A 24,938-nucleotide genomic window follows, 5' to 3' on the forward strand; every position below is an offset into this window, starting at 1 on the left:
TGATGGGCGCTTCTTGTGCAGCCGCCGCGCTCGCGGCTAGATAGCCGCCAGCGATCGACGGCACGGATCCGCACGGTATGAGGATATGGATTGATGGGCGGTATTGGCACCATTCGCTACAAGGTTGCCGAGGCGGCAAGGCTAGCCGGCGTGTCCGCCTCGACGCTCAGGCTATGGGAAACGCAAGGTCTCGTCGTGCCGGAGCGTTCGGTGACGGGGCATAGACAATATACCGATGCCGATCTCGCCCGGCTGAAGCGCATTTCCTGGTTCCGCTCCGAACGCGGCCTCAACCCCGCAGCGATCAGGGAGGCTCTGGAGGCGGAAAGCGCCTTCACCGAAGACGAAAACGGCTCGGCAATGCCGACCGAAGACAATGGCGACATGCAGGTCGGGCGGAAGCTGCGCAGTCTGAGACATGCCGCGGGCAAGACGCTGGAACAGGTGGCCGGTGACATCGGCATCGCCGCATCCGTGCTTTCGACTCTGGAGCGGACGTCGCAGGGTGTCTCCGTCGCCGTTCTGCACAATCTGGCGGAATATTTCGGAACCACCGTTTCGAGCCTTTCCGGCGAAGAGCAGACAAGGGCGCGGGCGCTCGTGCGGGCCGGCGAATGGCGCAACTGGCCGCGCACGACACCGGGGGTGACGGTGCAGCTGCTTGCCGAAGGCAAGAACCAGATGGATTGCCATCGCTTCGTTCTGGCACCAGGCGCCTCGAGCGAGGGCGCCTACCGGCATGAGGGGGAGGAATTCGTCTACGTCCTCTCCGGACATGTGGAGTTCGTGCTGGATTCGGATCAGTTCTACGATCTCCACCCGGGCGACTCCCTTTATTTCGAGAGCCGCCGCCGCCATGCCTGGTCGAACAGGCACGACGGCGAAACCGTGTTGTTGTGGATCAATACGCCGCCGACGTTTTGATAGGAAACAACGGCACTTACGGCGTGAAAATAATAAAAATGTTTATCTCTGACAGCTGTCTTTCGACGTAATGAGCCGTGCTGCTCCCCAACCGCAACGCCTATTCAATCGCGCCGACGCCAAATATTGCGCGCAAGACACACTCCCGGCGTCTTGGGGATCGGCCGACTATGTTGATGAAGGACGGAACAAAGTTTGGCCCGATTCCCCCGTTCAGCCTCGAACAGTTCTTTAGCCTGCCCGACTGCTGGCTTCCATCGCTGAGCGCTCAACGAACCTGATTGCAGATGACGCACCTGTTCGCGAGTTGACGGAAGAAAGCTCGAACGGAGAGGGAGTGTTGATGCAGATGGTGCGCGACCAGCAGCTGGACGGCCTGAGAGCCGTCGCGGTCTCAATGGTGCTCTACGCGCATTTCTTGGCAGCCGATGGATCCCATTTGGGCCATCTCGGTGTCCGGCTGTTTTTCGTTTTGAGCGGCTTCCTGATAACACGGCTGCTGCTCGATGCGCGCGACGCTGCCCGTTTCGAGCCGGCGACGGCACTCAAATCCTTCTACGCACGCCGCGCACTTCGCATCTTCCCTCCCTACTTCGCCGTCCTGGCCGCCGTCTTTTTCCTGGATCTGGAACGATCGAAGGAGGTCATGGCGTGGCACGCCCTTTATCTGTCCAATTTCTGGTACGCGCTGCAGAACGAATGGACCCCGTGGGTTCTCTGTCATACGTGGAGCCTGAGCATCGAGGAGCAGTTCTACCTCGTCTGGCCACTGATCGTGCTGCTCGTGCCGCGCCGGTCGGTTGCCGGAGTTTGCGTCGGCGTTATCGTTTGCTCGCTCGCCTACCGCTTCTATTGGCCGCTCACCGGTACGCCATCACTCGCGCGGGACCTCTTGCCGCCGGCGTCGATGGATGCGCTGGCCGTGGGCGCGTTGCTCGCCGCCCGCCCATCCTGGCGAAGTGGTTGGCCGGCATGGGCAAAACTGAGCTGGATGCCGCTTTCGCTCGCTTCGCTCTGCCTCGTGTGGTCGAAGCCGGTCGCCATGACACCGGTCGTCGCGTGGTTCGCCTGGATTGGCCTGGAGGTCGTCCCTCTCCTGCCGCTCGCAATGCTGGTCGGCGGTTGTTCGAAGGGGATCGGCGGGCTTGCCGGTCGGCTCATCGCGCTTTCGCCTTTGGCGGCGCTGGGCCGGATCAGCTATGGCGTCTACCTTTTCCACGCGTTCGTGCTGGCCCTGGTCGTTCAGGCGCAGCCTTTCATCCCGGTCAATGTCTCGGATCAGGGGGCAGGGCGGTTCGTCGTTGCCGGCGCCCTGACCCTGATACTCGCCTCGGTTTCCTGGCTGTTCTTCGAGAAGCCGTTGAACGGGCTGAAGCGCCACTTTCCCTATGTTCGTCCGGACGGCGGAGCGGGGGCGGCAGCCGCTATCCCTGGCGCCAGTCGCGACGAAGCCTTGCAGCCCCAGAACCTTCGATAAGCACACGAGCCGAAACCATGCCGACGCCCGTCGTTTCCATCGTCCTGCCGGTCTACAACGCGGAGCCGTACATTGCCGCAGCTATCGAGAGCGTGTTGCGCCAGGACTACGAGCGTCTGGAGGTAATCGCGATCGACGACGGGTCGACGGATCGGTCGCGGGACATTCTCGAACGATACCGCAAGAGCGACTCTCGCGTGTCCATCATCTCCCGCGAGAACCGCGGCCTTATAGCGACCCTGAATGAAGGCCTCGCGCTCGCAAAGGGCGAGCTTATCGCGCGAATGGATGCCGACGACATCGCCTATCCGTCGCGCCTGTCGCGGCAGGTCGCATTGTTTTCCGCAGAGCCCCGGCTCGCCCTATCGGGCACGGGCATCGACATGCTGATCGGCAATCGGATCATCCGCGGCAAGCCCAATCCCATTTACCGCCCGGGAAGCCTACGAATCCTGTCGATGTTCTTCACCATCTTCATGCATTCGACCGTTGTCTATAACCGTAACGTCATCCCGGAAGAGATGCTCCGCTACGACCCGAATTATGTGCATGCGGAAGATTTCGATCTCTTCAGGCGGATCGCCGATCGTTTCCCAGTCCACATGATCGACGAGGCGCTGGTCGCCTATCGGATCCATGAGGATAGCGTGACCAGCAAGCACAAGCGGCAGATGCGCCGGACCCATTTGACCATCGTCGCCGAGAACCTGGCGCGGGATGCCCTTCTCAGAGATTCCGCTGCCCTCGAAGCGATCGGCGCCGCGGTAACGAGCGAGACGGTGGCACGTCTTGCCGACTTGGTCCTGGCGCTCGAGCGTGAGATTTCGGCGCAGCCGGGCGAGGTTCGGCGTGCCTATGAGGATGGCGCCCTTTGCTTTTTCTACTTCCTCTACCAGCTCATCGCCGAGGAGGAGCAGCCGCGACTGACTCATGAGTTCCTGACACGGACGGGGAAATGGGGCCTCATCCGCCGCCGCGAGCGATACGGGCTGCTTGCGGCCGCTCGCGCACCCTGGTGCAGCCGGATTTCGCTTGCCGCAAGCAAGCGGGTGGATCTGCTCGCGCGCCGCCTGCAGTCGGTGCCCGCCGCGACCGTGCTTCCCGGACATGGCTTGACCTGACATGGCCGTCGAACATCCCGCAAAAGCGCAGAAACATCTAAGAGCACCGGCTGCTCGGCACTCGGTGGCCGCTTCATTGTCCGAAGCGCCGGAGCCGTTCGCCAGCTTCATCGTCTGCACGCGTAACCGCGTCCGGTCGCTTGGCGCCTCGATCCGATCGATCGAGACCGCATGCCATGCCCATGCGGCGATCAGGAGCGAACTCGTGGTCGTGGACAACGGCTCCACGGACGGCACCCCGGAAGAACTCGCACGCCTGGCAGCAACCACGACAATGCCGATAACGCTCGCCACCGAGCCTCGCCCGGGCCTCGCCGCGGCACGCAATACAGGGATGGGGCGCGCACGGGGCCGAATTCTCGTATTCATCGACGACGACTGCGAGGTGGACAGGAACTATCTCGCCGACCTCGAACGGCACTACGCCAATGGCGACGCGCGGGTCATCCGCGGAGGACGCGTGGAGCTCGGCGATCCTGCCGACCTGCCGTTCACCATCAAGCGGTCGAAGATCGCGGCACGTCTGACCCGCGATGTCCACCCCGGCGGCTTCGTCCTCGGCTGCAACATGACCATGCATCGCGACGTCGCGGCGAGCATCGGTCCTTTCGACGAGCGCTTCGGTGCCGGCGCGCCCCTGAAAGCCGCGGAAGATACGGATTACCTGGTCCGGGCATTTCAACTCGGCATCCCGGTCGAATACGTGCCGGACATGATCGTCCATCATCATCACGGCCGCCGTCTTCGTGCGGCGATCGAAGAACTGCATCGCAATTACAGCCTCGGCAATGGCGGGCTCTGTCTGAAGCACCTCCTCGGCGCGCCTTGGCTTCTCAAGCATTTCGGCTGGACCGTCAGGTCCGCATGCGGCGAAGTTTTCGGCGGCGCCCGCTTCGACCCAAAGCTGCAACTGTCGCATTGGCCGATCGTTTCGATGAATATTGTCGGCGCCGCGCGCTTCGCGCGGCTTGCCATGACGAACCCGGCGCAGCCGACCGAACGGCGCCGGCCCGGACAAGCAGCACCGAAGCTCAGGTGAGGACCGCAGATGCGTAGATTCTTATTGCCAGGCCTTGAGGTCCTGCGCGGCGCACTGGGGCGGCAAATGCGCCTGCTGCCGGCCGTGGTCATTCTCGGCCTCGCCAGCGCTGCGCTCGAAGGTGCCGGCATCGGCCTCATCATTCCGATGCTGGGCATCATCGCCGGAGATGGACAGGCCAACGGGTTGAGCGGCATTTCCGCTTACTTTCAGGCGATAGGAGAGGGCTTGGGAGACGGCGAACGCCTCCTGGCTATTGCGGCCGCCGTGCTCGCGCTGATCGTGCTCAAGAATATCCTCGCCTTCGCCAACACGCTGCTCACCACCTTCATCTACGGCAAGGCCAGCCACGCCATCCGCAGCGCGCTTTCGGATCAGCTCCTACGGATAGGATATCCGTTCTTCATGCAGCAAAGTCCCGGCCGGCTGCTCAACATCATCTCCAACGAGTCATGGCGCGCGTCCGACGCGATCCAGACGGTCCTTTCGTCTATCGTGCACGGCTCGGCGGCCGTCATCCTGCTCGCCTTTCTCTTGCTCATGTCCTGGCAGATGACGCTGTTCGTGGCGCTCGGCCTCGTCTTTGTCCAGCTTGCCCATGCAGCGCTCTCTGCGACGCTCAAGGGCCCCAGCCGCCATGTGACCTCCTTCAACAGCGAGCTTGCCGCCAGAATGCTGCATCTCGTTCATGCCGGAAGGCTGATCCGCGTGTTCGGCCAGGAAACACGCGAGAAGAATGCATTTGATTCCGCATCCGACGCCGTTCGCCGGGCCGGCTTTGCGCTCCAGTCACGACAGGGGGCGCTGCCGCCGCTGACTGAAGTGCTGCATTCGGCGTTGTTTCTGGCCGTGGTCGTGAGCGCCTGGTCCATCGGCGTCAGCTTTCCGGTGATCGTCGCCTTCGTCGTGCTGCTATATCGACTGCAGCCGCATATGCGCGCCCTGCAGATGTCCTGGAGCCAGATTCAGGGCTGGAGCGGATCGCTCGAAGAGGTGCGATGGCTTCTCGACTCCTCCGACAAGCCAAAGCCTCCTCAAGGCAATGCACCGGTCGACGGCCTCCACCAGGGCATGACATTCGACCGGGTGACGTTCCGGTATCCCGGTTCCGAAGTGCGTCCCCTGGTGCTGCATTCCGCAAGCTTCGAAATCCGCAGCGGCCGTTCGACTGCAATCATCGGCCGTTCCGGCGCCGGAAAGACGACGATCGTCAATCTCCTCTGCCGTTTCGTCGAGCCGGACGAAGGCCGCATCCTCGTCGACGGCGTGCCGCTCGGTCAGATCAATCCCGTTCAGTGGCGGCGCCAGATCGCGGTCGCCAGTCAGGACCTCGAACTGGTGGACGGCACCATTCTGGAAAACATCACCTACGGTCAAAGCGCCACGCCAGCAGAAGCGGAACGCGCCGCGAAGCTGGCCGAAGCGCATGGCTTCATCGAGCAGCTGCCGCAGGGCTATGAGACGCTCGTCGGCTACAGGGGTGCAAGCCTCTCGGCAGGCCAACGCCAGCGCATCGCGCTGGCCAGGGCGCTGGTGCGCGATCCGGCCATCCTGATCCTCGACGAGGCGACGAATGCGGTGGACGGCCTGTCGGAGGCGGCGATCGTCGAGACGCTGAGATCGAGGGCCGGCAGACGCACGACGATCGTGATCAGCCATCACAGGAGCACGATCTCGTTCTGCGACGACGTCGTGGTCCTCGGCTCCGGGCGCGTCAAGGGCCAGGCCGCACTGGCGGACGTCGCGTCGCTCAGCATGGACCAGCTCTACGAGCATGAGACCGGCATGGGGGGTGGAGGGTAGGTTTGCGGCACGCTCAGCGGCCGGATGCAGGGCACGCGAAGACCCAGCCGCTTGTCCATTCGCCCCGGTTGCCGGCGCTGAGGCGCGGACGGGGAGAAGGGACAAGCGGCGCCGCCGGGAAATCTCCGGCAACCAATGGAGGAGGCGGAGGCTCCCACGAGTCCCTTCGCCCCGCTTGCGGGGAGACGGTGGCGGCAGGCGGATGAGGGGCCTCCGATCGGAAAATTATGCGGCGGCGTAGCGCTTGGCCATCTCCGGCAAACGCAGCACCCGGATCTTCGATGCCTGGCCGGCGGCACGGAAGGCCACGAAGCGCTCCTTGCAGACCTCGGTCATGTGGGCAATCGCGGGCTTCAGATAATTGCGCGGATCGAAATTATCCGGATGCTCGATATGGTGCTTGCGGATCTCGCCGGTAAAGGCGAGGCGGAGATCCGTGTCGATATTGACCTTGCGCACACCGAGCGGAATGGCCTTCTGAATCTCGGATACCGGAACGCCCCAGGTCTTCTTCATCTTGCCGCCATAGGCGTTGAAGAGTTCCTGGAGATCGGCGGGAACGCTCGAGGAACCGTGCATGACGAGGTGCGTGTTCGGCAGACGCTTGTTGATCTTGGCGATCGTCTCGATCGAGAGGATCTCGCCGTCGGGTTCACGGGTGAACTTGTATGCGCCGTGGCTGGTGCCGATCGCGACCGCAAGAGCGTCGACGCCGGTCTTCGAGACGAAGTCGAGGGCCTGCTCGGGATCGGTCAGCAGTTCCTCGCGCGAGAGCTTGCCTTCAAATCCATGTCCGTCCTCCTTGTCGCCCGCACCCGTTTCCAGATTGCCGAGGCAGCCGAGTTCCCCTTCGACGGAAACGCCGGCCGCATGGGCGATCTTCACGACTTCCGCGGTGACGGCGACATTATATTCGTAGCTCGCGACGGTCTTGCCGTCCTTCTCCAGCGAGCCGTCCATCATCACCGAGGTGAAGCCGTTGGTGATCGCCGAGATGCATGTCGACGGCTGGTCGCCATGGTCGAGGTGGAGGCAGACGGGGATATGCGGATATTCTTCCGCAGCGCCGAGGATCAGATGGCGCAGAAACGCATCGCCGGCATAGGCCCGCGCACCGCGGCTCGCCTGCAGGATGACAGGAGAGTCGGTCGCATCCGCGGCTCTCATGACGGCCTGGATATATTCGAGATTGTTCACATTGAAGGCCGGCAGCGCGTAATCGTTCTCCGCCGCGTCGTCGAGCAGTTGCCGCAATGTGATCAATGCCATTCTTAACTCCCTGATGCTCCGCGCCACTCCAGGCGCCAGTTCAAGGGCACAATAGTTCATGCGGGGCGTTTGGCAACCGGGCCGGCGGTCCTGCCGGTCGCTTGATGGACGTGCGTCAGACCAAATTGCTGTGGATGAGAAATACCCCTGTCAGAAATCGCTACTTTCGCCCTCTGGTGGTGTTGCCAATCTCAGTTGTGCCCACAGTGCAGCCGCGGGTTTTCTCTTCCGCCGGCAGGTTCGGTCCGGAACGTGGACGCGTTCGGCATCCGCAGGTGGGTGAGCCGATTTGCAAAAAGATTGCAGCGATAGGGGCAATTTTTTATGCATATTACGTAAAGTGCCGCTACAATTCATGAAGGTTGCATGACTGCTCTTTCGGAGCATTCTTCCGTGACGAAGCGCAACATGCCGAAGCGATCTACAACGTTGCAGGTGGATGTCCGCGCGCCGGGGCCGGTCGCCAGAGCCGCGTCGCGAAAGGGAGGAAATTCGTCGCAAACGCCTATACAATCTACGCGATCATTGTTGTTCGCGTTTTAAAGAGAAGGATGCAATTTTCCGGGCAGATCGCTTGCGTTCGCTGAAAATTTGCACTTCTCTCCTGCGATCAATGAACCCAAAACGAGGGGAAGGAGAAGAAAAATGGCTTCACTGAAACTCAATCTCAGGGCCGCTGCGCTCATAGGCTCGCTGCTCATCGGGGCAAGCCCCGCGCTCGCCGAGGCGGTACTTCACCGCGGCAATGCCGGCGAACCGCAGACGCTCGACCAGGCCCACACTTCGATCAACATCGAGGAGTTCATCCTCAAGGACCTCTATGAAGGCCTGACGATCTACGATGCCGCGGGCAAGATCGTTCCGGGCGCCGCCGAAACCTGGGAGCTTTCGGACGACGGTACCGTCTACACGTTCAAACTGCGTGCCGATGCCAAGTGGTCTGACGGCTCGCCGGTGACGGCAGAGGATTTCGCCTTCTCCTTCCGCCGCGTGGAGGATCCGAAGACGGCGGCCGAATACGCCAACATCCTCTTCCCGATAAAGAACGCCGAAAAGGTCAACAAGGGCGAAGTGCCGGTCGACCAGCTCGGCGTAAAGGCCGTCGACGAAAAGACGTTGGAAGTTACTCTCGAGCGGCCGACGCCGTTCTTCCTGGAACTGCTCGCACACCAGACGGCGCTTCCGGTCAGCAAGGCAAGCGTCGAGAAGAACGGCGCGGACTTCGTCAAGCCGGGCGTGATGGTTTCGAACGGCGCGTTCAAGCTGACGGCACATGTGCCGAACGACAGCCTGACCGTGGAGAAGAACACCAATTATTGGGATGCCGCCAACGTCAAGCTCGACAAGGTGATCTTCTATCCGATCGACGACCAGGCGGCATCCGTTCGTCGTTTCGAAGCGAAGGAAATGGATCTCGCCTACAACTTCTCCGCCGACCAGATCGAGCGCCTGCGCACGTCCTATGGAGAGCAGGTGCACGTTTCCCCGACGCTTGCCACCTACTACTACGCGTTTGATACGCGTCAGGAGCCCTATAACGATGTCCGCGTCCGCCGGGCACTTTCGATGGCGGTCGACCGCGACTTCCTTGCCAAGGAAATCTACAGCGGTTCGCAGCTGCCGTCCTATTCGATGGTCCCGCCGGGCATCGAGAGCTACGGCGACCCCGCCAAGGCCGACTTTGCCGACATGTCGCAACTCGACCGCGAGGACAAGGCGATCGAGTTGATGAAGGAAGCCGGTTACGGCGAGGGCGGCAAGCCGCTCAACATCGAAATCCGCTACAACACCAACCCCAACCATGAGCGTGTCGCGACAGCGGTCGCCGACATGTGGAAGAACACCTTCGGCGCCAAGGTCTCGCTGGTGAATCTCGACGTGTCGTCGCACTATGCCTACCTGCAGGAGGGCGGCAAGTTCAACGTTGCGCGTGCCGGCTGGGTCGCCGATTACGCCGATGCCGAGAACTTCCTGGCGCTGAGCCTCAGCACCAATAAGACCTTCAACTACGGACACTTCGAAAACGCCGAATTCGATGCCCTGATGAAGAAGTCGTATGAGGAACAGGATCCGGCGGCACGGTCGAAGATCATGCACGAGGCTGAAACTCTGCTGATGAAGGAGCAGCCGATCGCGCCGTTCCTGACCCAGGCGGACCTCTGGCTCGTTTCGGAACGGGTCAAGGGCTGGCAGGACAATGCGCCGAACGCGCATCTGAGCAAGTTCCTGAGCGTCGCCGAGTAACGAACAGAGGCGACGCGCGGGCACCCGCGCGTCGCCTCCGGAGCCAAGTCCATGATCTCCTTCATCCTTCGCCGGCTGGCGAGTGCGGTGCCGACGCTGTTCATCGTCGTCACCATATCCTTCTTTCTGATGCGTTTTGCCCCCGGTGGGCCCTTCAACCTCGAGCGTCCTCTCCCGCCCTCCACGATGGAGAACCTGATGAGGACCTATCACCTCGATCAGCCGCTCTGGCGCCAATACGCTACCTACCTAGGCAATGCGGTCACGGGCGACTTCGGTCCGAGCTACATCTACCATGACAACAATGTGGCGCAGCTGATCGGCAAGGGCCTGCCCTATTCGATGGAGCTCGGCTTTTACGCGCTGGTACTCGCGGTCGTCGGCGGCGTCATAACGGGAACGATCGCCGCATTGCGGCAGAACAGCTTCCTGGATTTCGCGGTCATGTCGGTTTCCACGATCGGGGTCACCGTTCCGAACTTCGTCGTCGGTCCCGTTCTGACGCTGATCTTTGCGATCGCGCTCGCGTGGCTGCCCGCCGGCGGCTGGGGGGACGGTTCTCTCCGCTTCCTCATCCTGCCGATGATCGCGCTCGCGCTTCCCCAGCTTGCAGTGTTCGCCAGGCTCACACGCGGCTCGATGATCGAGGCGCTCAACACGGATCATATCCGCACCGCGAAAGCCTATGGCCTGCCGTCCCGCGCCGTGGTCGTGACGCACGCCATGCGCGGTGCCATGCTGCCGGTCGTCTCCTATCTTGCTCCTTGCGCCGCCGCCCTCCTTACGGGCTCGGCCGTGGTGGAAACGATCTTCACTATACCGGGGGTCGGGCGCTACTTCGTGCTCGGAGCAATCAACCGCGACTATACGCTGGTAATGGGCACCGTGATCCTCATCGCGATCTTCGTCATCCTCTTCAATCTTCTGGTCGATATTCTCTACGGCCTGCTCGATCCGAGGGTTCGCCATGACTGATATCGCTCAGATTCCCGCATCGACGCCCGAAACCAAGGGCCGCAGCCTCTTCCAGCTTGCAACGCTGCGCTTCCGCCGCAACCGCCCGGCCATGGCCGGTTGCGTCATGCTGGTGCTCATCGCGCTGTTTTCATTCGTCGGTCCGCTTTTCTCGCCTCACAGCTACGATCAGGTCTTTCCGTCCTATGTCACGATCGGCCCCAGCCTCGAGCCGCGCCCGGATACGTCGACGCTTCAGGACGTGATGGAGGGCGTGGCGACCCGTGCACGCGTCACGCTCACGGAATTCAACGTCGACGGCGAAACCTTCACCGCCACGGTGACCTCCGATAAGCCGATCGATCCCCGCGCCACGCGCTATTTCGACCGGGCAAACGAGTTCGAGAACTCCAAGGTGGTCGCGACGGAGAACGATGGCCGTACCCTGAAGGTCGAGGGCGAGGTGGCGCGGGAATATTTCCCCTTCGGCACCGATTCCAATGGCCGCGACCTGCTTGTCCGGGTGATGCTGGGCGGCCAGATCTCCATCGCCGTCGGCCTGCTGGCTAGTCTCGTTTCGCTCGGCATCGGCGTCGTATACGGGGCGACCTCGGGCTATATCGGCGGGCGCGTCGATAACGTCATGATGCGCCTGGTAGAGATCCTCTATTCGCTGCCCTTCGTTTTCCTCGTCGTGGTGCTCGTCGTCTTCTTCGGCCGCAGCTTCATCCTGATCTTCCTGGTGATCGGGGCTGTCGAATGGCTGGATATGGCCCGCATCGTGCGCGGCCAAACGCTGGCGCTTAAGCGGCGCGAGTTCGTTGGAGCGGCGCAGGCGCTGGGTCTGACCGATTGGCAGATCATCCGCCGGCACATCATCCCGAATACGATCGGTCCGGTCATCGTCTTCGTCACCGTCGTCGTGCCGAAGGTCATCCTGCTCGAAAGCTTTCTGTCGTTCCTCGGACTGGGCGTGCAGGCCCCGCTTACGAGCTGGGGTGCGCTGATCTCGGAAGGTGCGAACAACATACAGTCGGCGCCGTGGCTCCTGATCTTTCCCGCCATCTTCTTCGTCGTGACGCTGTTCTCGCTGAACTTCGTCGGCGACGGCCTGCGTGATGCGCTCGACCCGAAGGACCGCTGACATGACAGAGATGAAGGACTCCATTCTCGCTGTACGTGGCCTGAAGGTCGACTTTTCCACCCCCGACGGCACCGTCGAAGCGGTCAAGGGCATCGATCTCGACGTCCGTTCCGGCGAGACGCTCGCGGTCGTCGGCGAATCCGGCTCGGGCAAGAGCCAGACCATGATGGGAATCATGGGCCTGCTCGCCAAGAACGGGACGGTGACCGGTTCGGCGCGCTATCGCGGCCAGGAACTCGTAGGGCTCGCACCGAAGGCCCTGAACAAGGTGCGCGGCTCGAAGATCACCATGATCTTCCAGGAGCCGATGACCTCGCTCGATCCGCTCTACACCATCGGCCGTCAGATCGCCGAGCCGATCGTCCATCACCGCGGCGGCAGCTTCAAGGAGGCTCGCAGGCGCGTCCTCGAGCTCCTGGAGCTCGTCGGCATTCCCGAGCCGGGGCGGCGCATCGACAGCTATCCGCACGAGCTTTCCGGCGGCCAGCGCCAGCGTGTCATGATCGCCATGGCGCTTGCCAACGAGCCGGATATCCTGATCGCCGACGAGCCGACGACCGCCCTTGACGTGACCATCCAGGCCCAGATCCTCGATCTGCTCAAATCGCTGCAAAGGCGCTTCGGCATGGCGATCGTGCTGATCACCCACGACCTCGGCATCGTCAAGTACTTCGCCGACCGTGTCGCGGTCATGCGCCGGGGCGAGGTCGTGGAGCAGGGGATGACGGCTGATATCTTCGAGCGGCCGAAGGGGGACTATACCAGGATGCTGCTGGAGGCCGAACCGAGCGGGCGCAAGGCTTCGCCCCCCGACAACGCCCCGATCATCCTGGAGGGTCGCAATGTCGCGGTGGACTATACGATCCCAGGCGGCCTCTTCCGCGGGGCCTCGGCCGCTTTCCGTGCCGTCGACGGCGTCAATCTTAGGCTCAGGCAGGGTCAGACGATCGGCATCGTCGGCGAATCCGGCTCCGGGAAATCGACGCTCGGCAGGGCGCTGCTGAGGCTTCTGCCGAGCAGCGGTTACTACCGCTTCGGCTCGACCGACATTTCCGGCTTTGACCGCGGCGCGATGCGGCCGCTGCGCCGCCAGCTGCAGCTCGTCTTTCAGGACCCCTACGGGTCGCTCTCGCCGCGCCGGACCGTGGGGGAGATCATCACCGAAGGCCTCCATGTGCATGAGCCCGACCTGAGCCGTGCCGATCGCGACCGCAGGGCCATCGCCGCGTTGAAGGAAGTCGGCCTCGATCCCGCGTCGCGCAACCGCTATCCGCATGAATTCTCCGGCGGACAGCGCCAGCGCATCGCAATCGCCCGCGCGATCATCCTGAAGCCGAAGGTCGTCATTCTCGACGAGCCGACTTCGGCCCTCGACCGGTCGGTGCAGGGGCAGGTGATCGAACTCCTGCGCGATCTGCAGGAAAAGCACGGTCTCTCCTACATCTTCATCAGCCACGATCTTTCGGTGGTGAAGGCGATGTCTGACTATGTGATCGTGATGAAGAACGGCCGGATCGTCGAAGAGGGAGAAACGGACGCGATCTTCGATGCGCCGAGGGAGCCCTATACGAAGACGCTGATCGGCGCGGCGTTCAACGTGTGAGGCAGCGGCAGGCATTTTCGCGTGGATTCGCCCCTCATCCCGCTGCCGCGACCTTCTCCCCGTTTGACGCGTTTCGACGGGGAGAAGGGAAACGCGGTGCCGCCGAGGCCACGAAAGTCCCCTCTCCCCGCATGCGGGGAGAGGGTTAGGGTGAGGGGCCTTTTCTCGCAGGGCCGATGGCAGGGTCGCCCGACCCGACCGATCACCGCTCCTCCGATAACGCCTTCTTGTCGAGCCCGAACTTCTGCATCTTTTCATACAGCGTCTTGCGCGAGATGCCGAGCGACTCGTAGACGGGCTTCAACGCGCCGCCATGGGCCGCAAGGGCGCTGGCGATGACGCTCTTTTCGAAGGCGGCCACCTTGTCGGTCAGGCGCTGGCCGTTCGCCGGTGCGAGCGCCTCTTCGCGTTCGACTTCGAGCCCGAGGACCAGGCGCTCGGCGGCATTGCGCAACTCGCGCACGTTGCCGGGCCACTCGCGTGCGGCCATTTCCGAAGCGAGCGCGGGCGAGACGACGATGTCGTCCCGGCCGTAGCGAGCGGCGGATTCGCGGACGAGCTGCATGAAGAGCAGGGGGATATCGGAGCGGCGCTGCGAAAGCGTCGGCACTCTCAAGGTTGCGACGTTCAACCGGTAAAGCAGGTCGGCACGAAAGCGGCTGCTTGCTACCTCGCGTTCCAGATCGACCTTGCTGGTGGCGATGAAGCGAACATCGAGCGGTACGGTCTCGTTCGAGCCGAGGCGCGTTATGACCCGCTCCTGCAGCACGCGAAGGAATTTCGCCTGGAGATCGAAAGGCATGGAGCCGATCTCGTCGAGCAGGATGGTGCCGCCGCGGCCATGTTCGAATTTGCCGTAGCGCGGCCTGAGCGCTCCGGGGAATGCGCCCGGTTCGTGCCCGAAGAGCTCGCTTTCGATCAGGTTTTCCGGAAGAGCCGCGCAATTGATGGCGATGAACGGGCCGCTCGCGCGGCTGCTCAAATCGTGGAGCGCGCGGGCGACGACTTCTTTTCCAACTCCCGTTTCGCCGATGATCAGCGTATCGGCGTCGGAGGCGCCGATCGCCCTGATGCGGTAGCGCAGGTCGACCATTGCCTGGCTTCGCCCGGGCAGCCGCTGTTCGATGTCGTCGCGTTTGCCCGCAACGGCCCGCAGGCGGCGGTTTTCGAGCACGAGACTGCGCCAATCGAGCGCGCGGCGAATGGTGCCGGCAAGCATCTGGGCGGTGAAGGGCTTTTCGACGAAATCATAGGCGCCTTCGCGCATCGCCCGGACCGCAAGTTGCACATCGCCGTGTCCCGTCACCAGGATCACCGGCAGTTCGGCATCGATCTCCCGGATGCGCTGCAGAAAGGTCATTCCGTCCATTCCGGGCATGCGGATATCGCTGATGACGACGCCGTGGAAGCTAAAGGCGATGCGTTCGAGTGCATATTCGGCGCTGGCGAACGTATCCACCCGGAAGCCGGCGAGTTCCAGGGCCTGAGCGCTGGAGCGACGCAGTTCCTCTTCATCGTCGACGAGCAGGATGCGGCTTTCGCTCATTCGGCTGCCTCCTGCCCGGTTTCGCCGGCAAGGGCAAGCTCGATGCGGAACACCGCGCCACCCTCCGAATGGTTCGACACGGTGAGGCTGCCTCCGAAATCCTTGATGATGTTGTAGGAAATGGAGAGGCCCAGGCCTAAGCCTCTTCCGACTCCCTTGGTCGTGTAGAACGGATCGAAGATGCGTTGCGCAACTGCCGGAGCAACGCCCGCGCCGCGATCGCGCACCGTCAGCACGGCCCTGCCGCCTTCGCGCCAGGCGCGCACGGAAAGCTTGCGATCGTCAAGTCCCTCGACGGCGTCGGCGGCGTTCGAGATCACGTTGACAAGCACCTGCTGCAAGCGGACCGAACCGGCGAGGACCGCCAACTCATCGCCGATATCGATGTCCATCTCCGCGCCTGCCGCCTTCAACCGCGTCTCCACGATCTCCAGCGTGTCGCGCACCACCTCGTCGAGACGAACCGGGCCGAGCTTCTCGTTGGGTTTTCGCGCGAAATTGCGCAGGTGACGGCTGATCGAGGCCATGCGGTCGATCAAGCCCGAAATCCGCCGGATATTGTCGCTCGCCTCGGCCGTGCGGCCGCGCTCGATCAGCAGCGCCGCGCTGTCGGCATAGGTCTTGGCGGCGGCGAGCGGCTGGTTGAATTCGTGAGACAGGGCAGCGGACATCTGCCCGAGGCCGGCAAGTTTGCCCGCCTGGATGAGATCGGCCTGGGTCTGGCGCAACTGCTGCTCGGTAAGCCGCCGCTCTGCGATCTCCGCTTCGATCTGCGAATTGACGCGCGCAAGATCCGCCGTGCGCTCCTCGACACGGCGCTCGAGTTCCTCCTGCGCCTGCTCCTGCATCAGAATGCGTTCCCTGAGCCGTGTGCGCCGCTGGATGATAATCGCGATCGCCAGGGCGGCAAGGCAAAGGAGCAGCATGACGGCCGCAACCGTGGTCAGGGCCTGGGTCCGCACGGAGGCGGTGTCCGTAAGCACGTTCACGGTCCAATCCGCCTCCGGCATATAATGGGAGAGGGCAAGATATTCCCGCTCGCTGCCCTCGGACACCCTTAGCAATCGATGTCCGGAAAGCTCGCTTTGCACGGCAGGCAGCGGTCGAAGCCTTGCATCCGCATAGCGCCGCGAGCCCTCCGTCCGGGCAAGCCGGTCAGGCGTCAGCGGCAGGATCCCGGCATAGAGCCATGCCGGATTGCCGCTCATGAAGATGATGCCTTCCGGGTCGGAGACGAAGATCCTGTATTCGCCGCCCTGCCAGGAGGCTTCAATGGTTTCGATATCCACCTTGAACACGATCACGCCGCGGATTTCTCCGCCGACGCGGACCGGCGCACCGAAATAGTAACCGCGCTTCAGCGATGTCGTGCCGAGAGCATAGAAGCGGGACTGGTCACCTTTGAGTGCGTCCTGGAAATAGGGGCGGTAGCTGAAATTCTCGCCGACAAAGCTCGTCGGCCCATCGTAGTTGCTGGCCGCGATCGTGTTGCCGTCCGGCGTGATGACATAGATGTCGGAGGATTTGAGGAGTTCGTTGATCTCCTTGAGATACGAATTGACGGCCCCGCGCAGCCGCCGGTCGCGCGGACGCGTCACCAGTTCCTTGACGTCGTCATGGTCGGCGATCAGCGCGGGCAGGGCCTGATAGCGGTTCAGGTGACCGCTAAGGGCCGCAACCGCCAGCCGCAGAGCCGTGTTCGCCTGCGACGAGGCCTCCTGCATATAGCTGCGCGTTGCGACCGCGGTTCCCTGGACTGCGATCAATCCGGCGGCTGCCGGCAGGAGAAGGAGGGCAAGAACGAAACGGTATTTCACGGAATGCCCGGGCTCCTCCTCCCGCTCGCGGTGTTGGCCGCAGGTCGAATGCTGGCGGCCGCCGCGATGCTAAATGGCGCTCTGACGCCTGGCAAGCTGCCATGCAGGCAGTCCTCTCCTGCCTGGGCCTGTATTGTTAACGGTCAGTCTGTCGTGTCAACACGCCATTGACAATCCGTTCTTTCGGAACGGTCTTTCGCTCTCGGCGTCCAGAGAGCATCTAATCGGCATCAACGCATCCCGCAAAGCCGCGGGCAGAAAGGAAGCGGATCATGCTCCAGCAAATCAAAGGCCTGCATCACGTAACGTCGATGGCGGACGACGCCCGCACGAACAACCGGTTCTTCACCGACACGCTCGGCCTGCGCCGCGTCAAGAAGACGGTGAACTTCGACTCGCCTGACGTCTACCATCTCTACTATGGCGACGCGACCGGCACCCCCGGCACCGTGATGACCTATTTTCCCTTTCCGCAGATGCCGCGCGGTCGCGCAGGCACGGGAGAGGTGGGGACGACCGTCTTCTCCGTCCCGCGGGGCTCGCTCGGCTTCTGGCAGGAGCGCTTGGCGGCACTCGGTGCGAGCGGTCTCAAGCAGGCGGAAAGCTTTGGCGAGAAGCGCCTGAACTTTGCCGGTCCGGACGGCGACGGCTTCGCTCTCGTCGAGGTCGAGGACGACCCGCGTACGCCCTGGACCGAGGGCGGCATCACCGAGGATCACGCCATCCGCGGCTTCCATTCGGTCGCCATACGCCTACGCGACGAAGGCGCGACGGCGGAACTGCTGAAGTTCATGGGTTACGAGGAACTCGACCGCAAGGACGGCGTCACCAGGCTGATCGTGCCCGGCGGCAACGGCGCGAGCCTCGTCGACCTGGAGACGCTGCCAAACATCAGCCGCGCTGCGCAGGGCGCCGGTTCGGTGCACCACGTCGCATTCGCCGTCGACAACCGCGAGAAGCAGCTGGAGGTGCGCAAGGCGCTGATGGACACCGGCTACCATGTGACGCCGGTGATCGACCGGGATTATTTCTGGGCGATCTATTTCCGAACGCCGGGCGGCGTTCTCTTCGAGATCGCCACGAACGAGCCCGGCTTCGACCGGGACGAGGACATCGCGCATCTGGGCGAGGCGCTGAAGCTGCCGCAACAGCACAAGCATCTGCGCCCGGTTCTCGAAAGCCATTTGCAGAAACTGGAAGCCTAGCGGCCAGCACCCTGCGCGCTCCTCCTCCGCTTGCGCAGGAAGGAGCGCGCTTCTTTAAATAGAATGAGTGTTCGCCACTACGCGCCCAAAGGAGAAATCGATGGTCGATCATGGCTATGTGCACAAATTGAAACCCGGCATGCCCGGCGCTCCGATCCTTTTCGTCCTTCACGGGACCGGCGGGGACGAGAACCAGTTCTTCGGCTTCGGAGCGCAGCTCCTGCCGGAGGCTACCGTCGTCTCGCCGCGGGGCGACGTATCGGAACATGGGGCCGCCCGCTTCTTCCGGCGAACGGGCGAGGGCGTTTACGACATGGCGGACCTCGCGCGTGCGACGGAGAAGATGGCGGGTTTCGTGAAGGCGCTCGCTGGCGAACACGATGCCTCGGAGATCATCGGTCTCGGCTATTCCAACGGTGCCAACATTCTCGCGAATGTACTGATCGAAGAGGGCGTCTTCGAAAAGGCCGTGCTCATGCATCCGCTGATCCCTTTCCGTCCGAGGGACAATCCCGCGCTCGCCGGGCGGAAGATTCTGATTACCGCCGGAGAGCGGGACCCGATCTGCCCGGCTCCGATGACACAGGCGCTCGGGGACTACTACACGAAGCAGAAGGCGACGGTGGAATTCGAGTGGCATTCCGGCGGCCACGACATCCGCCAGAACGAGATCGGCGCCATCGAAGCGTTTCTGAAAGCTTGATGGCGCTCTGACGAAGACGTTTACTGTGTTGTCGAAGCTTGCTGGATAGAATGCGGGACTTCAGCGCGGATTCTGCGGCGCTGATTCCACGGGGGCGAGGCAGTGGTGGAAACGATCGACATCCATGAAGCGAAGAAGCATTTGTCGCGGCTGGTTCAGAAGGCTTCGCAGGGAGAGGCCTTCATCATAGCCGAGGCAGGAAAACCTATGGCGAAAGTGGTCCCACTCGATCCGCCGGCCCCGCACGAGAAATGACGGATCGGCTTCTTGGCGGGTCAAATTACGGTGCCGGACGATTTCGACTTGATGGGTCGAGAAGAGATCGAGGGTCTGTTCGGCAAGTGAATTGGTTCAATCGTTCCAATCCTATTCGAGCCGCCTGCGGAAGAGCCACGCGGCTGACGATAGGGTGACGATCGCGATCAGGCACAGAGGAAGTGTCTGGTGGACGACTTCGGCTAGCGGTATGTCCTTCAGAAACACACCCTTCACGATCACCAGGAAATAGCGCAGCGGATTGATGAGCGTCACCGGCTGCAGCCAGGAGGGCATGTTTTCGATCGGCGTCGCGAAGCCCGAAAGCAGCATGGCCGGCACCATGAAGAGGAAGGCTCCGAGGATCGCCTGCTGCTGCGTCATGGACAGTGCCGAGATGAAGAGACCGAGACCGACGACGGCCGCGAGATAGAAGATGGCGCTCCCATAGAGCAGGAACAGTGAACCGCGCAGCGGCACGCCGAAGATGAAGACCGCGGCGAGGATATAGATGGTGATGTGGAAGAGGCCGATCATCATTGGCGGAATGAGCTTGCCGAGCAGGATCTCGTGGGTGCGCAATGGTGACACGATGAGCTGGTCGAAAGTGCCGAGCTCCCGCTCGCGCGCGACCGACAGCGCCGTGACGATGAGCCCGATCAGGAGAGCGATGCTCGCGACCAGGTTCGGCACCATGAACCATTGATAGGTGAGGTTCGGATTGAACCAGTTTCGGGCCTCGACCCGGATGGTCTCGGAGGCCGCACGCTTTCCGGCCGGCGTTTCGGCCGCGACGGCGCCGACGATGCGGCCGAGATAGCCGGAGACGATCTGCGATGCGTTGGAACGCCGGCCGTCGAGGATCATCTGTACCTCCGCCGGTCTCCCCGCCTCGATGTCGCGGGAGAAGGTGGGGCCGATCTCCACTACGGCGAGGACACGCTGGGTATCGATCGCGAGGCGGACCTCGTGAGGGCTGCTCGCGAGCTCTATCGAGCGAAAGGTCGGAGAGCCGCCGACCTGCTGCACGAGTTCCCGGCTCCAGTGGCCGTTGTCACGATTGAGCACCATCAGGTCAACGTTCGTCACCTCGAGCGTCGCCGCATAGGAGAAGACCAGGAGCTGGATGATCGGCGGGCCGATCAAGACGGTGCGGCCCTTCGGATCGCGCAGGACCGCGAGCAGCTCCTTGACGATCAGGGCTTTGAGCCGCGTCCACCACATGTCAGCCGATCCTCTTTCTGGTGCTGCGCGCGGTCAGCGCGAAGAACATGCAGCCGATCAGGAACATCACCGCGATGGCGCGTGCAAACATCGGCCAGATATCGCCGGCGAGAAACACGGTCTGCAGACTGGGTATGAGATAGCGCGCCGGGACGGCATAGGTGACCCATTGGATGACGGTGGGCATGGAATTGATCTCGAAGAGAAAGCCGGACAGCAGGAAGGCCGGCAGGAAGGCCGAGATCAGCGCGAGTTGCGAAGCGAGAAACTGGTTTTTCGTCGCGGCCGAGATCAGCAGCCCCTGTCCGAGCGCCGGCATCAGGAAGGTCGCCGAAAGGGCGTAGAGCGCCGCCACCGATCCCCGGAAGGGGACATCGAAGAGAAAGACCGCCACAAGGACGCAAAGCGTCATCGACGTGAGGCCGAGGACGAAGTAGGGCAGCAGCTTGCCGGCGAGCAGTTCGGCGGCGGAGACGGGCGTCGCCATCATCGCCTCCATCGTGCCGCGCTCCCATTCGCGGGCGACGACAAGCGAGGTCAGCAGCGTGCCGACCAGCGTCATCACGATGGCGATCGAGCCCGGCACCAGGAAGTTTCGGCTTGTCAGTTGCGGATTGAACCAGAAGCGCTGTTCGGCGGCGATCGCCGGGGGCGGGCTCCGGCCTTCGCTTAAGCGCTGGCGCTCCCAATTCGCAACGGCGCCCTGCGCATAGTTCTGCACGAAATTGGCGGTGTTCGGATCGGATCCGTCGACGATCACCTGGACCGACGGATGGCGCCCCGCCGCGTGCTCGGCGGCAAAGCCTGCGGGGATCACCAGGATGCCGCGTACCCGTCCAAGGACGAGGTCGTCCTCGAATTCCCTCCGGTCGCGTCCGGTGGCAACGGAAAAGTAGCGCGATGCCTCGAAGCTGGCGGCGAGATCGCGCGTGAGCGGGGTCGCTTCCTCGACCACCAGGGCGACACGCGTGCGCGTCGTATCGAGCGACACGCCATAACCGAAGAGGAAGAGGAGGACCAATGGCAGGACGAAGGCGATCAGGATACTGCTCGGATCGCGTATGACCTGATAGCTTTCCTTGCGCACCAGGGCAGCGAAACGCCGGGCCCGGCCCGCAGGTTCGTACGCTTTCGCCATTTTGCTCTCGGCCTTCATGCAGCCTCCTTCGCCTCGGAGCCCTGAATGAGCGCGATGAACGCGTCCTCCATGGTCGGGTCGGGGAGGTCCTTGCCTGCGACACGTGCCTTCATGTCGTCCGGCGAGCCAAGCGCGATCGAGCGGCCGCGATAGATGAGTGAGATGCGGTCGCAATATTCTGCTTCGTCCATGAAATGCGTGGTGACGAGCACGGTCACGCCCTTTTCGACGAGGCCGTTGATATGGGTCCAGAACTCGCGCCGGGTGATGGGATCGACGCCGGAGGTCGGTTCGTCGAGGAAAAGCACTTCCGGTTCGTGGAGCACGGAACAGGCAAGCGCCAGCCGCTGCTTGAGGCCGAGCGGCAGGTCCTTGGCCGAGATGTCGAGGATCGTGCGGAAGTCGAAGATCTCGCTCATCAGACCGATGCGTTCGCGTTTTCTCGCGCCGGACAGCCCGTAGACGCCCGCAAAGAAATTGAAGTTCTGGATGACGCTCAAATCACCGTAGAGCGAGAATTTCTGCGCCATGTAGCCTAGCCGATTGCGCGCCTCGGGGGCGTTGCGCCTGAGGTCGAAGCCAGCGACCCGGCCTTCGCCGGCGCTCGGCTTCAGGAGGCCGCAAAGCATTTTGAACGTCGTCGACTTGCCGGCGCCGTTCGGGCCGAGAAGACCGAAAATCTCGCCCCGCGGAATATCGAAGGTGATGTTGTCGGCGGCGGTAAAGTCGCCGAAGCGTTTCGTCAGACCCCGCGCCTCGATCACGGGTCTGCCGGCATCTTCGGTGAACTCCCGCTGCGTTTCCGCAAGCCTCGACCGGCCGCCGGGACCTCCGCCGAGCATATCGACGAAAGCGTCCTCGAAGCGCGGCGGGGTGACGGCTGCGTCAACCGCATCGGCAGTGTCGCCGAGCGGCGGCGGCGAAAGACCCGCCTTCATGACGAGCCGTATGGCTTCGCCCTGGATCACGCCGTCGACTACCCCTTCGTCTTCGAGGAATCTCGCAAGCGCTTCGCGGCGGCGGCCGCGGATGCCGGAGAGGCGAAAGACGCGGTCCTCCACGCGGCCGGTCATCTCCGCCGGCGGGCCGGAAAACATGAGGCTCCCCTGATTGAGCAGGAAAACATGGTCGCAGGCTTCCGCCTCTTCGAGATAGGCGGTCGACCAGACAACGCCGATGCCCTCCGTCCTCAGATTTCCGACCATCTTCCAGAGGTCGCGCCGCGAAATCGGATCGACGCCGACGCCGGGCTCGTCGAGAAGCAGGAGCCTTGGCTTGCGCAGGAGCGCGCAGGCGAGGCCGAGCTTCTGTTTCATGCCGCCGGAGAGCTTGCCGGCAAGCCGCGTCGTGAAGCGGGCAAGGTCGGTGAAGTCGAGCAACTCGCCGAAGGTCCGGCTGCGCTCCGTCTTCGGCAGGCCGCGCAAATCGGCGTAGAGGTCGAGGTTCTCCTGGACCGACAGGTCTTCATAGAGGCCGAAGCGCTGCGGCATATAGCCGATTGCCGCCTGAATGCTGGCGGGATCCCTGCGGGTATCGTAGCCGAGCACTTCTATGGTGCCGGCATCCGGCAGCATCAGGCCGGTCATCAGCCGGATCAGCGTCGTTTTGCCTGCGCCATCCGGACCGACGAGACCGGTGACCCGTCCGCCGAAGATTTCACCCGCAACTGCGTCGAGCGCCGGGCGCGCCGTACCGAACCGCTTGGTGACGCCGGTCAGCCGAACGAACGGGGCCGTGCCGGGCTCCGTTGCGGGGGCGGGCATCAGGAAGCCTCCTTCGCTTCCGGCAGGTGCACGGTGACGGGCATGCCCTGGCGAAGATCCTTGCCCGGATTGGCGATCACGATGCGCAGCCTGTAGACGAGGTCGGTTCTGAGCTCGGGCGTCTCCACCGATTTGGGCGTGAACTCGGCGACGGGGGAAATGAAGCCGACGGTTCCCTCATAGATACGGTCCGGCGCGGTGTCGGAGGTGATCGTCACCTTCATTCCCGGATGCACACGGCCGAGGTCTGCCTCTGCGACATAGGCGCGGACCCAGACCGGTTCCGTCAGCGAAAGCACATAGACGATATCGGCTGGCGAGACGATCGCGCCGGTTTCACGCACGCGCGAGAGAATGACGCCGTCGCTCGGGGCGGCAAGTTGGGTGTCCTCGAGCGAGATGCGGGCGCTGTCGGCCTTTGCCGTCGCGGCATTCGCCTGGGCCGCTGCCGCCGCTATGTCCTCGGCGCGGTTTCCCTCTTCGAGAAGCACCAGGGCCTCGCGTGCCGACCTTGCACGTGCATCCGCCGCTGCACGGCTGGCATTTGCCTGGTCGAGCTCCGCCTGCGAGATCGTACCATTCGGACGCAGCTGCTTTGCGCGTTCAAAGGCGAGCTTCGCATTCTCGAGCTCTGCTAGGCGTTCTTCGTGCGTGGCGCGCGCCTGGGCGATCTCGGCTGCGCGGGCGCCCGCCCTGAGCTTTGCCAGCGTCGCCCGGGTAACCTCGGCTTCCGCCTCCGCTGCGCCGACCGCCTGGCGGAACGGCTCGGCGTCAAGCTTGGCGATCACGTCGCCCGCCTTCACGCTATCGCCCTCGTCGACGCGCAACTCAGCGATCCGCCCGCTCACCCGAAAGCCAAGCGACACCTGGCGGATGTCAACATTGCCGTAAAGCACCGCCTGCCGCGGCTCGCGCGCAAAGCCGAGGCGCGCCGGCAGGTCGAACCACCAGGCACCGGCGAGACCTGCGGCGACGATTGCAACGAGTATGGCGACCTTCCTCATGACCGGCGGTCCCTCTCGGCACCGAGCACCGCCACGAGTTCGGCGGCATGGCGATGCAATGTCTCGATCTCCTTCGGTCCGGCAGATTCCCATTCGAGCTGGGCATAGACGGCTGCATGCGCCATTCGAAACACCAGAACGCTTCCGACGAAGGACAGAGTTCTCAAACGAATGTGCTCCGAGGCCGGGTCGTCCTCGAGGATCGCGCCGATCAGCCGGCGCGCCATTTCGATCATCGGTCCCATGATGCTACCGTAGATGCGTTTGAAAGCTTCGGTCGGTTCCATCTGCTCGCGAATGATGAACCGTGCCCAGCTTTCCGATTCCTTGCTGACGAAGAGAGCGATCATCCTCTGGACCATCTGGGTCAGGAAATGCCGCGCCTCCATCGACGTCATCGCAGCGCCTTCGGCGTCGAGTTCGGCAAGGCGGGAGACGATCATGGTCCGCAGGTCGCCGACATGGCCGCCGATGATCGAGGCAAGGTGCTCGGCGGCGGCTACATAAAGCCCTTCCTTGCCGCCGAAATAATAAGGAATCGCCTGGAGATTGACGCCCGCTGCATCGGCGAGCTTTCGTGTGGTCGCGCCATCGAAGCCGTAGCGTCCGAAGACGTCGATGGCCGTGTTGAGCAGCTTCTCCCGTGTCGCGTCGCCGCGGTCGGCTCGGAGCACAGCGGGTCGGTTTCCGTCCTTGATCATGCGT

Annotated in this window: 19 protein-coding genes and 1 pseudogene; 12 read left to right on the plus strand and 8 right to left on the minus strand. The window is 63.1% G+C overall.

Translation table 11 applies throughout. From position 1 onward, the window contains the following. Positions 1–93: 93 nt before the first annotated feature. The 5 genes from JOH52_RS19210 to JOH52_RS19230 all read left to right on the plus strand — a co-directional run bounded on the left by JOH52_RS19210 (position 94) and on the right by JOH52_RS19230 (position 6,364). On the plus strand, positions 94–924 hold the full coding sequence (locus JOH52_RS19210) for a MerR family transcriptional regulator (RefSeq protein WP_003529089.1): 831 nt from the start codon (positions 94–96) through the stop codon (positions 922–924). Between the two features lie 343 nt (positions 925–1,267). Beyond that, complete coding sequence (locus JOH52_RS19215; protein WP_010975709.1) at positions 1,268–2,401, plus strand: acyltransferase family protein; 1,134 nt, start codon at positions 1,268–1,270, stop codon at positions 2,399–2,401. Between the two features lie 17 nt (positions 2,402–2,418). Continuing rightward, complete coding sequence (locus JOH52_RS19220) at positions 2,419–3,522, plus strand: glycosyltransferase family 2 protein (protein ID WP_010975710.1); 1,104 nt, start codon at positions 2,419–2,421, stop codon at positions 3,520–3,522. 1 nt (position 3,523) lies between these two features. Further along, positions 3,524–4,561, plus strand: coding sequence for a glycosyltransferase family 2 protein (locus tag JOH52_RS19225; protein WP_010975711.1), 1,038 nt, complete (start codon positions 3,524–3,526; stop codon positions 4,559–4,561). Positions 4,562–4,570: 9 nt separating this feature from the next. Continuing rightward, a complete protein-coding gene (locus JOH52_RS19230; protein ID WP_014530435.1) occupies positions 4,571–6,364 on the plus strand; it encodes an ABC transporter ATP-binding protein in 1,794 nt (597 codons plus the stop codon). Positions 6,365–6,589: 225 nt separating this feature from the next. Here JOH52_RS19230 and fba read toward each other — a convergent pair whose 3' ends face one another. Beyond that, positions 6,590–7,633 (minus strand): class II fructose-bisphosphate aldolase, encoded by a 1,044-nt coding sequence (gene fba, locus JOH52_RS19235; RefSeq protein WP_010975713.1) that lies wholly within the window; start codon positions 7,631–7,633, stop codon positions 6,590–6,592. 645 nt (positions 7,634–8,278) lie between these two features. On the opposite strand from fba, the gene JOH52_RS19240 reads away from it, so the two are divergent. From JOH52_RS19240 to JOH52_RS19255, 4 genes are read left to right on the plus strand one after another with little or no spacing between them, the layout of a single operon-like run. Next, positions 8,279–9,877 carry a peptide ABC transporter substrate-binding protein gene (locus tag JOH52_RS19240; protein WP_010975714.1) on the plus strand — a complete coding sequence of 533 codons (1,599 nt, stop codon included), beginning with the start codon at positions 8,279–8,281 and terminating at the stop codon, positions 9,875–9,877. A 51-nt stretch (positions 9,878–9,928) separates the two neighbouring features. Then, positions 9,929–10,852 (plus strand): oligopeptide ABC transporter permease OppB, encoded by a 924-nt coding sequence (gene oppB, locus JOH52_RS19245; protein ID WP_017269961.1) that lies wholly within the window; start codon positions 9,929–9,931, stop codon positions 10,850–10,852. Continuing rightward, complete coding sequence (locus tag JOH52_RS19250) at positions 10,845–11,975, plus strand: ABC transporter permease (RefSeq protein ID WP_003529064.1); 1,131 nt, start codon at positions 10,845–10,847, stop codon at positions 11,973–11,975. The genes oppB and JOH52_RS19250 overlap by 8 nt, the downstream gene beginning before the upstream one ends. A 1-nt stretch (position 11,976) precedes the next feature. Beyond that, the gene (locus JOH52_RS19255; protein WP_003529062.1) at positions 11,977–13,578 is read left to right on the plus strand and encodes an ABC transporter ATP-binding protein; all 1,602 of its coding nucleotides are present in this window, start codon (positions 11,977–11,979) and stop codon (positions 13,576–13,578) included. A 202-nt stretch (positions 13,579–13,780) separates the two neighbouring features. Here JOH52_RS19255 and JOH52_RS19260 read toward each other — a convergent pair whose 3' ends face one another. Continuing rightward, entirely contained in the window at positions 13,781–15,124 is a 1,344-nt protein-coding gene (locus JOH52_RS19260) for a sigma-54-dependent transcriptional regulator (protein ID WP_014527204.1), read from the minus strand. Further along, entirely contained in the window at positions 15,121–16,941 is a 1,821-nt protein-coding gene (locus tag JOH52_RS19265) for a sensor histidine kinase (protein ID WP_010975718.1), read from the minus strand. The genes JOH52_RS19260 and JOH52_RS19265 overlap by 4 nt, the downstream gene beginning before the upstream one ends. 272 nt (positions 16,942–17,213) lie before the next feature. On the opposite strand from JOH52_RS19265, the gene JOH52_RS19270 reads away from it, so the two are divergent. The 3 genes and pseudogenes from JOH52_RS19270 (at position 17,214) to JOH52_RS19280 (ending at position 19,194) form a co-directional block, all read left to right on the plus strand. Further along, the gene (locus tag JOH52_RS19270) at positions 17,214–18,146 is read left to right on the plus strand and encodes a VOC family protein (protein ID WP_010975719.1); all 933 of its coding nucleotides are present in this window, start codon (positions 17,214–17,216) and stop codon (positions 18,144–18,146) included. 100 nt (positions 18,147–18,246) lie between these two features. Then, positions 18,247–18,849: an alpha/beta hydrolase gene (locus JOH52_RS19275; RefSeq protein WP_010975720.1), complete on the plus strand. Its 603-nt coding sequence runs from the start codon at positions 18,247–18,249 to the stop codon at positions 18,847–18,849. Positions 18,850–18,954: 105 nt separating this feature from the next. Beyond that, positions 18,955–19,194: pseudogene (locus JOH52_RS19280) on the plus strand (type II toxin-antitoxin system Phd/YefM family antitoxin). A 21-nt stretch (positions 19,195–19,215) separates the two neighbouring features. Here JOH52_RS19280 and JOH52_RS19285 read toward each other — a convergent pair. From JOH52_RS19285 to JOH52_RS19305, 5 genes are read right to left on the minus strand one after another with little or no spacing between them, the layout of a single operon-like run. Then, positions 19,216–20,328, minus strand: coding sequence for an ABC transporter permease (locus JOH52_RS19285; RefSeq protein ID WP_088199754.1), 1,113 nt, complete (start codon positions 20,326–20,328; stop codon positions 19,216–19,218). 1 nt (position 20,329) lies between these two features. Beyond that, the gene (locus JOH52_RS19290) at positions 20,330–21,484 is read right to left on the minus strand and encodes an ABC transporter permease (protein ID WP_017275084.1); all 1,155 of its coding nucleotides are present in this window, start codon (positions 21,482–21,484) and stop codon (positions 20,330–20,332) included. Next, entirely contained in the window at positions 21,481–23,229 is a 1,749-nt protein-coding gene (locus JOH52_RS19295; protein ID WP_088194940.1) for an ATP-binding cassette domain-containing protein, read from the minus strand. The genes JOH52_RS19290 and JOH52_RS19295 overlap by 4 nt, the downstream gene beginning before the upstream one ends. Next, a complete protein-coding gene (gene hlyD, locus JOH52_RS19300) occupies positions 23,229–24,233 on the minus strand; it encodes a secretion protein HlyD (RefSeq protein ID WP_088194941.1) in 1,005 nt (334 codons plus the stop codon). The genes JOH52_RS19295 and hlyD overlap by 1 nt, the downstream gene beginning before the upstream one ends. Next, positions 24,230–24,934 (minus strand): CerR family C-terminal domain-containing protein, encoded by a 705-nt coding sequence (locus JOH52_RS19305; RefSeq protein WP_014527197.1) that lies wholly within the window; start codon positions 24,932–24,934, stop codon positions 24,230–24,232. The genes hlyD and JOH52_RS19305 overlap by 4 nt, the downstream gene beginning before the upstream one ends. Positions 24,935–24,938 lie beyond the last annotated feature (4 nt).

This window comes from Sinorhizobium meliloti (genome assembly GCF_017876815.1).
Classification (GTDB): Bacteria; Pseudomonadota; Alphaproteobacteria; order Rhizobiales; family Rhizobiaceae; genus Sinorhizobium; species Sinorhizobium meliloti.

Excerpts from the sequence above, each read along its gene's own strand:
- fba (WP_010975713.1), bottom strand. The coding sequence starts at position 7,633 with ATGGCATTGATCACATTGCGGCAACTGCTCGACGACGCGGCGGAGAAC.
- JOH52_RS19260 (WP_014527204.1), bottom strand. The coding sequence starts at position 15,124 with ATGAGCGAAAGCCGCATCCTGCTCGTCGACGATGAAGAGGAACTGCGT.
- JOH52_RS19255 (WP_003529062.1), top strand. The coding sequence starts at position 11,977 with ATGACAGAGATGAAGGACTCCATTCTCGCTGTACGTGGCCTGAAGGTC.
- JOH52_RS19250 (WP_003529064.1), top strand. The coding sequence starts at position 10,845 with ATGACTGATATCGCTCAGATTCCCGCATCGACGCCCGAAACCAAGGGC.
- JOH52_RS19240 (WP_010975714.1), top strand. The coding sequence starts at position 8,279 with ATGGCTTCACTGAAACTCAATCTCAGGGCCGCTGCGCTCATAGGCTCG.
- JOH52_RS19285 (WP_088199754.1), bottom strand. The coding sequence starts at position 20,328 with ATGTGGTGGACGCGGCTCAAAGCCCTGATCGTCAAGGAGCTGCTCGCG.
- JOH52_RS19290 (WP_017275084.1), bottom strand. The coding sequence starts at position 21,484 with ATGAAGGCCGAGAGCAAAATGGCGAAAGCGTACGAACCTGCGGGCCGG.
- oppB (WP_017269961.1), top strand. The coding sequence starts at position 9,929 with ATGATCTCCTTCATCCTTCGCCGGCTGGCGAGTGCGGTGCCGACGCTG.
- JOH52_RS19270 (WP_010975719.1), top strand. The coding sequence starts at position 17,214 with ATGCTCCAGCAAATCAAAGGCCTGCATCACGTAACGTCGATGGCGGAC.
- JOH52_RS19295 (WP_088194940.1), bottom strand. The coding sequence starts at position 23,229 with ATGCCCGCCCCCGCAACGGAGCCCGGCACGGCCCCGTTCGTTCGGCTG.
- JOH52_RS19225 (WP_010975711.1), top strand. The coding sequence starts at position 3,524 with ATGGCCGTCGAACATCCCGCAAAAGCGCAGAAACATCTAAGAGCACCG.
- JOH52_RS19275 (WP_010975720.1), top strand. The coding sequence starts at position 18,247 with ATGGTCGATCATGGCTATGTGCACAAATTGAAACCCGGCATGCCCGGC.
- JOH52_RS19230 (WP_014530435.1), top strand. The coding sequence starts at position 4,571 with ATGCGTAGATTCTTATTGCCAGGCCTTGAGGTCCTGCGCGGCGCACTG.
- JOH52_RS19220 (WP_010975710.1), top strand. The coding sequence starts at position 2,419 with ATGCCGACGCCCGTCGTTTCCATCGTCCTGCCGGTCTACAACGCGGAG.
- JOH52_RS19215 (WP_010975709.1), top strand. The coding sequence starts at position 1,268 with ATGCAGATGGTGCGCGACCAGCAGCTGGACGGCCTGAGAGCCGTCGCG.
- hlyD (WP_088194941.1), bottom strand. The coding sequence starts at position 24,233 with ATGAGGAAGGTCGCCATACTCGTTGCAATCGTCGCCGCAGGTCTCGCC.
- JOH52_RS19210 (WP_003529089.1), top strand. The coding sequence starts at position 94 with ATGGGCGGTATTGGCACCATTCGCTACAAGGTTGCCGAGGCGGCAAGG.
- JOH52_RS19305 (WP_014527197.1), bottom strand. The coding sequence starts at position 24,934 with ATGATCAAGGACGGAAACCGACCCGCTGTGCTCCGAGCCGACCGCGGC.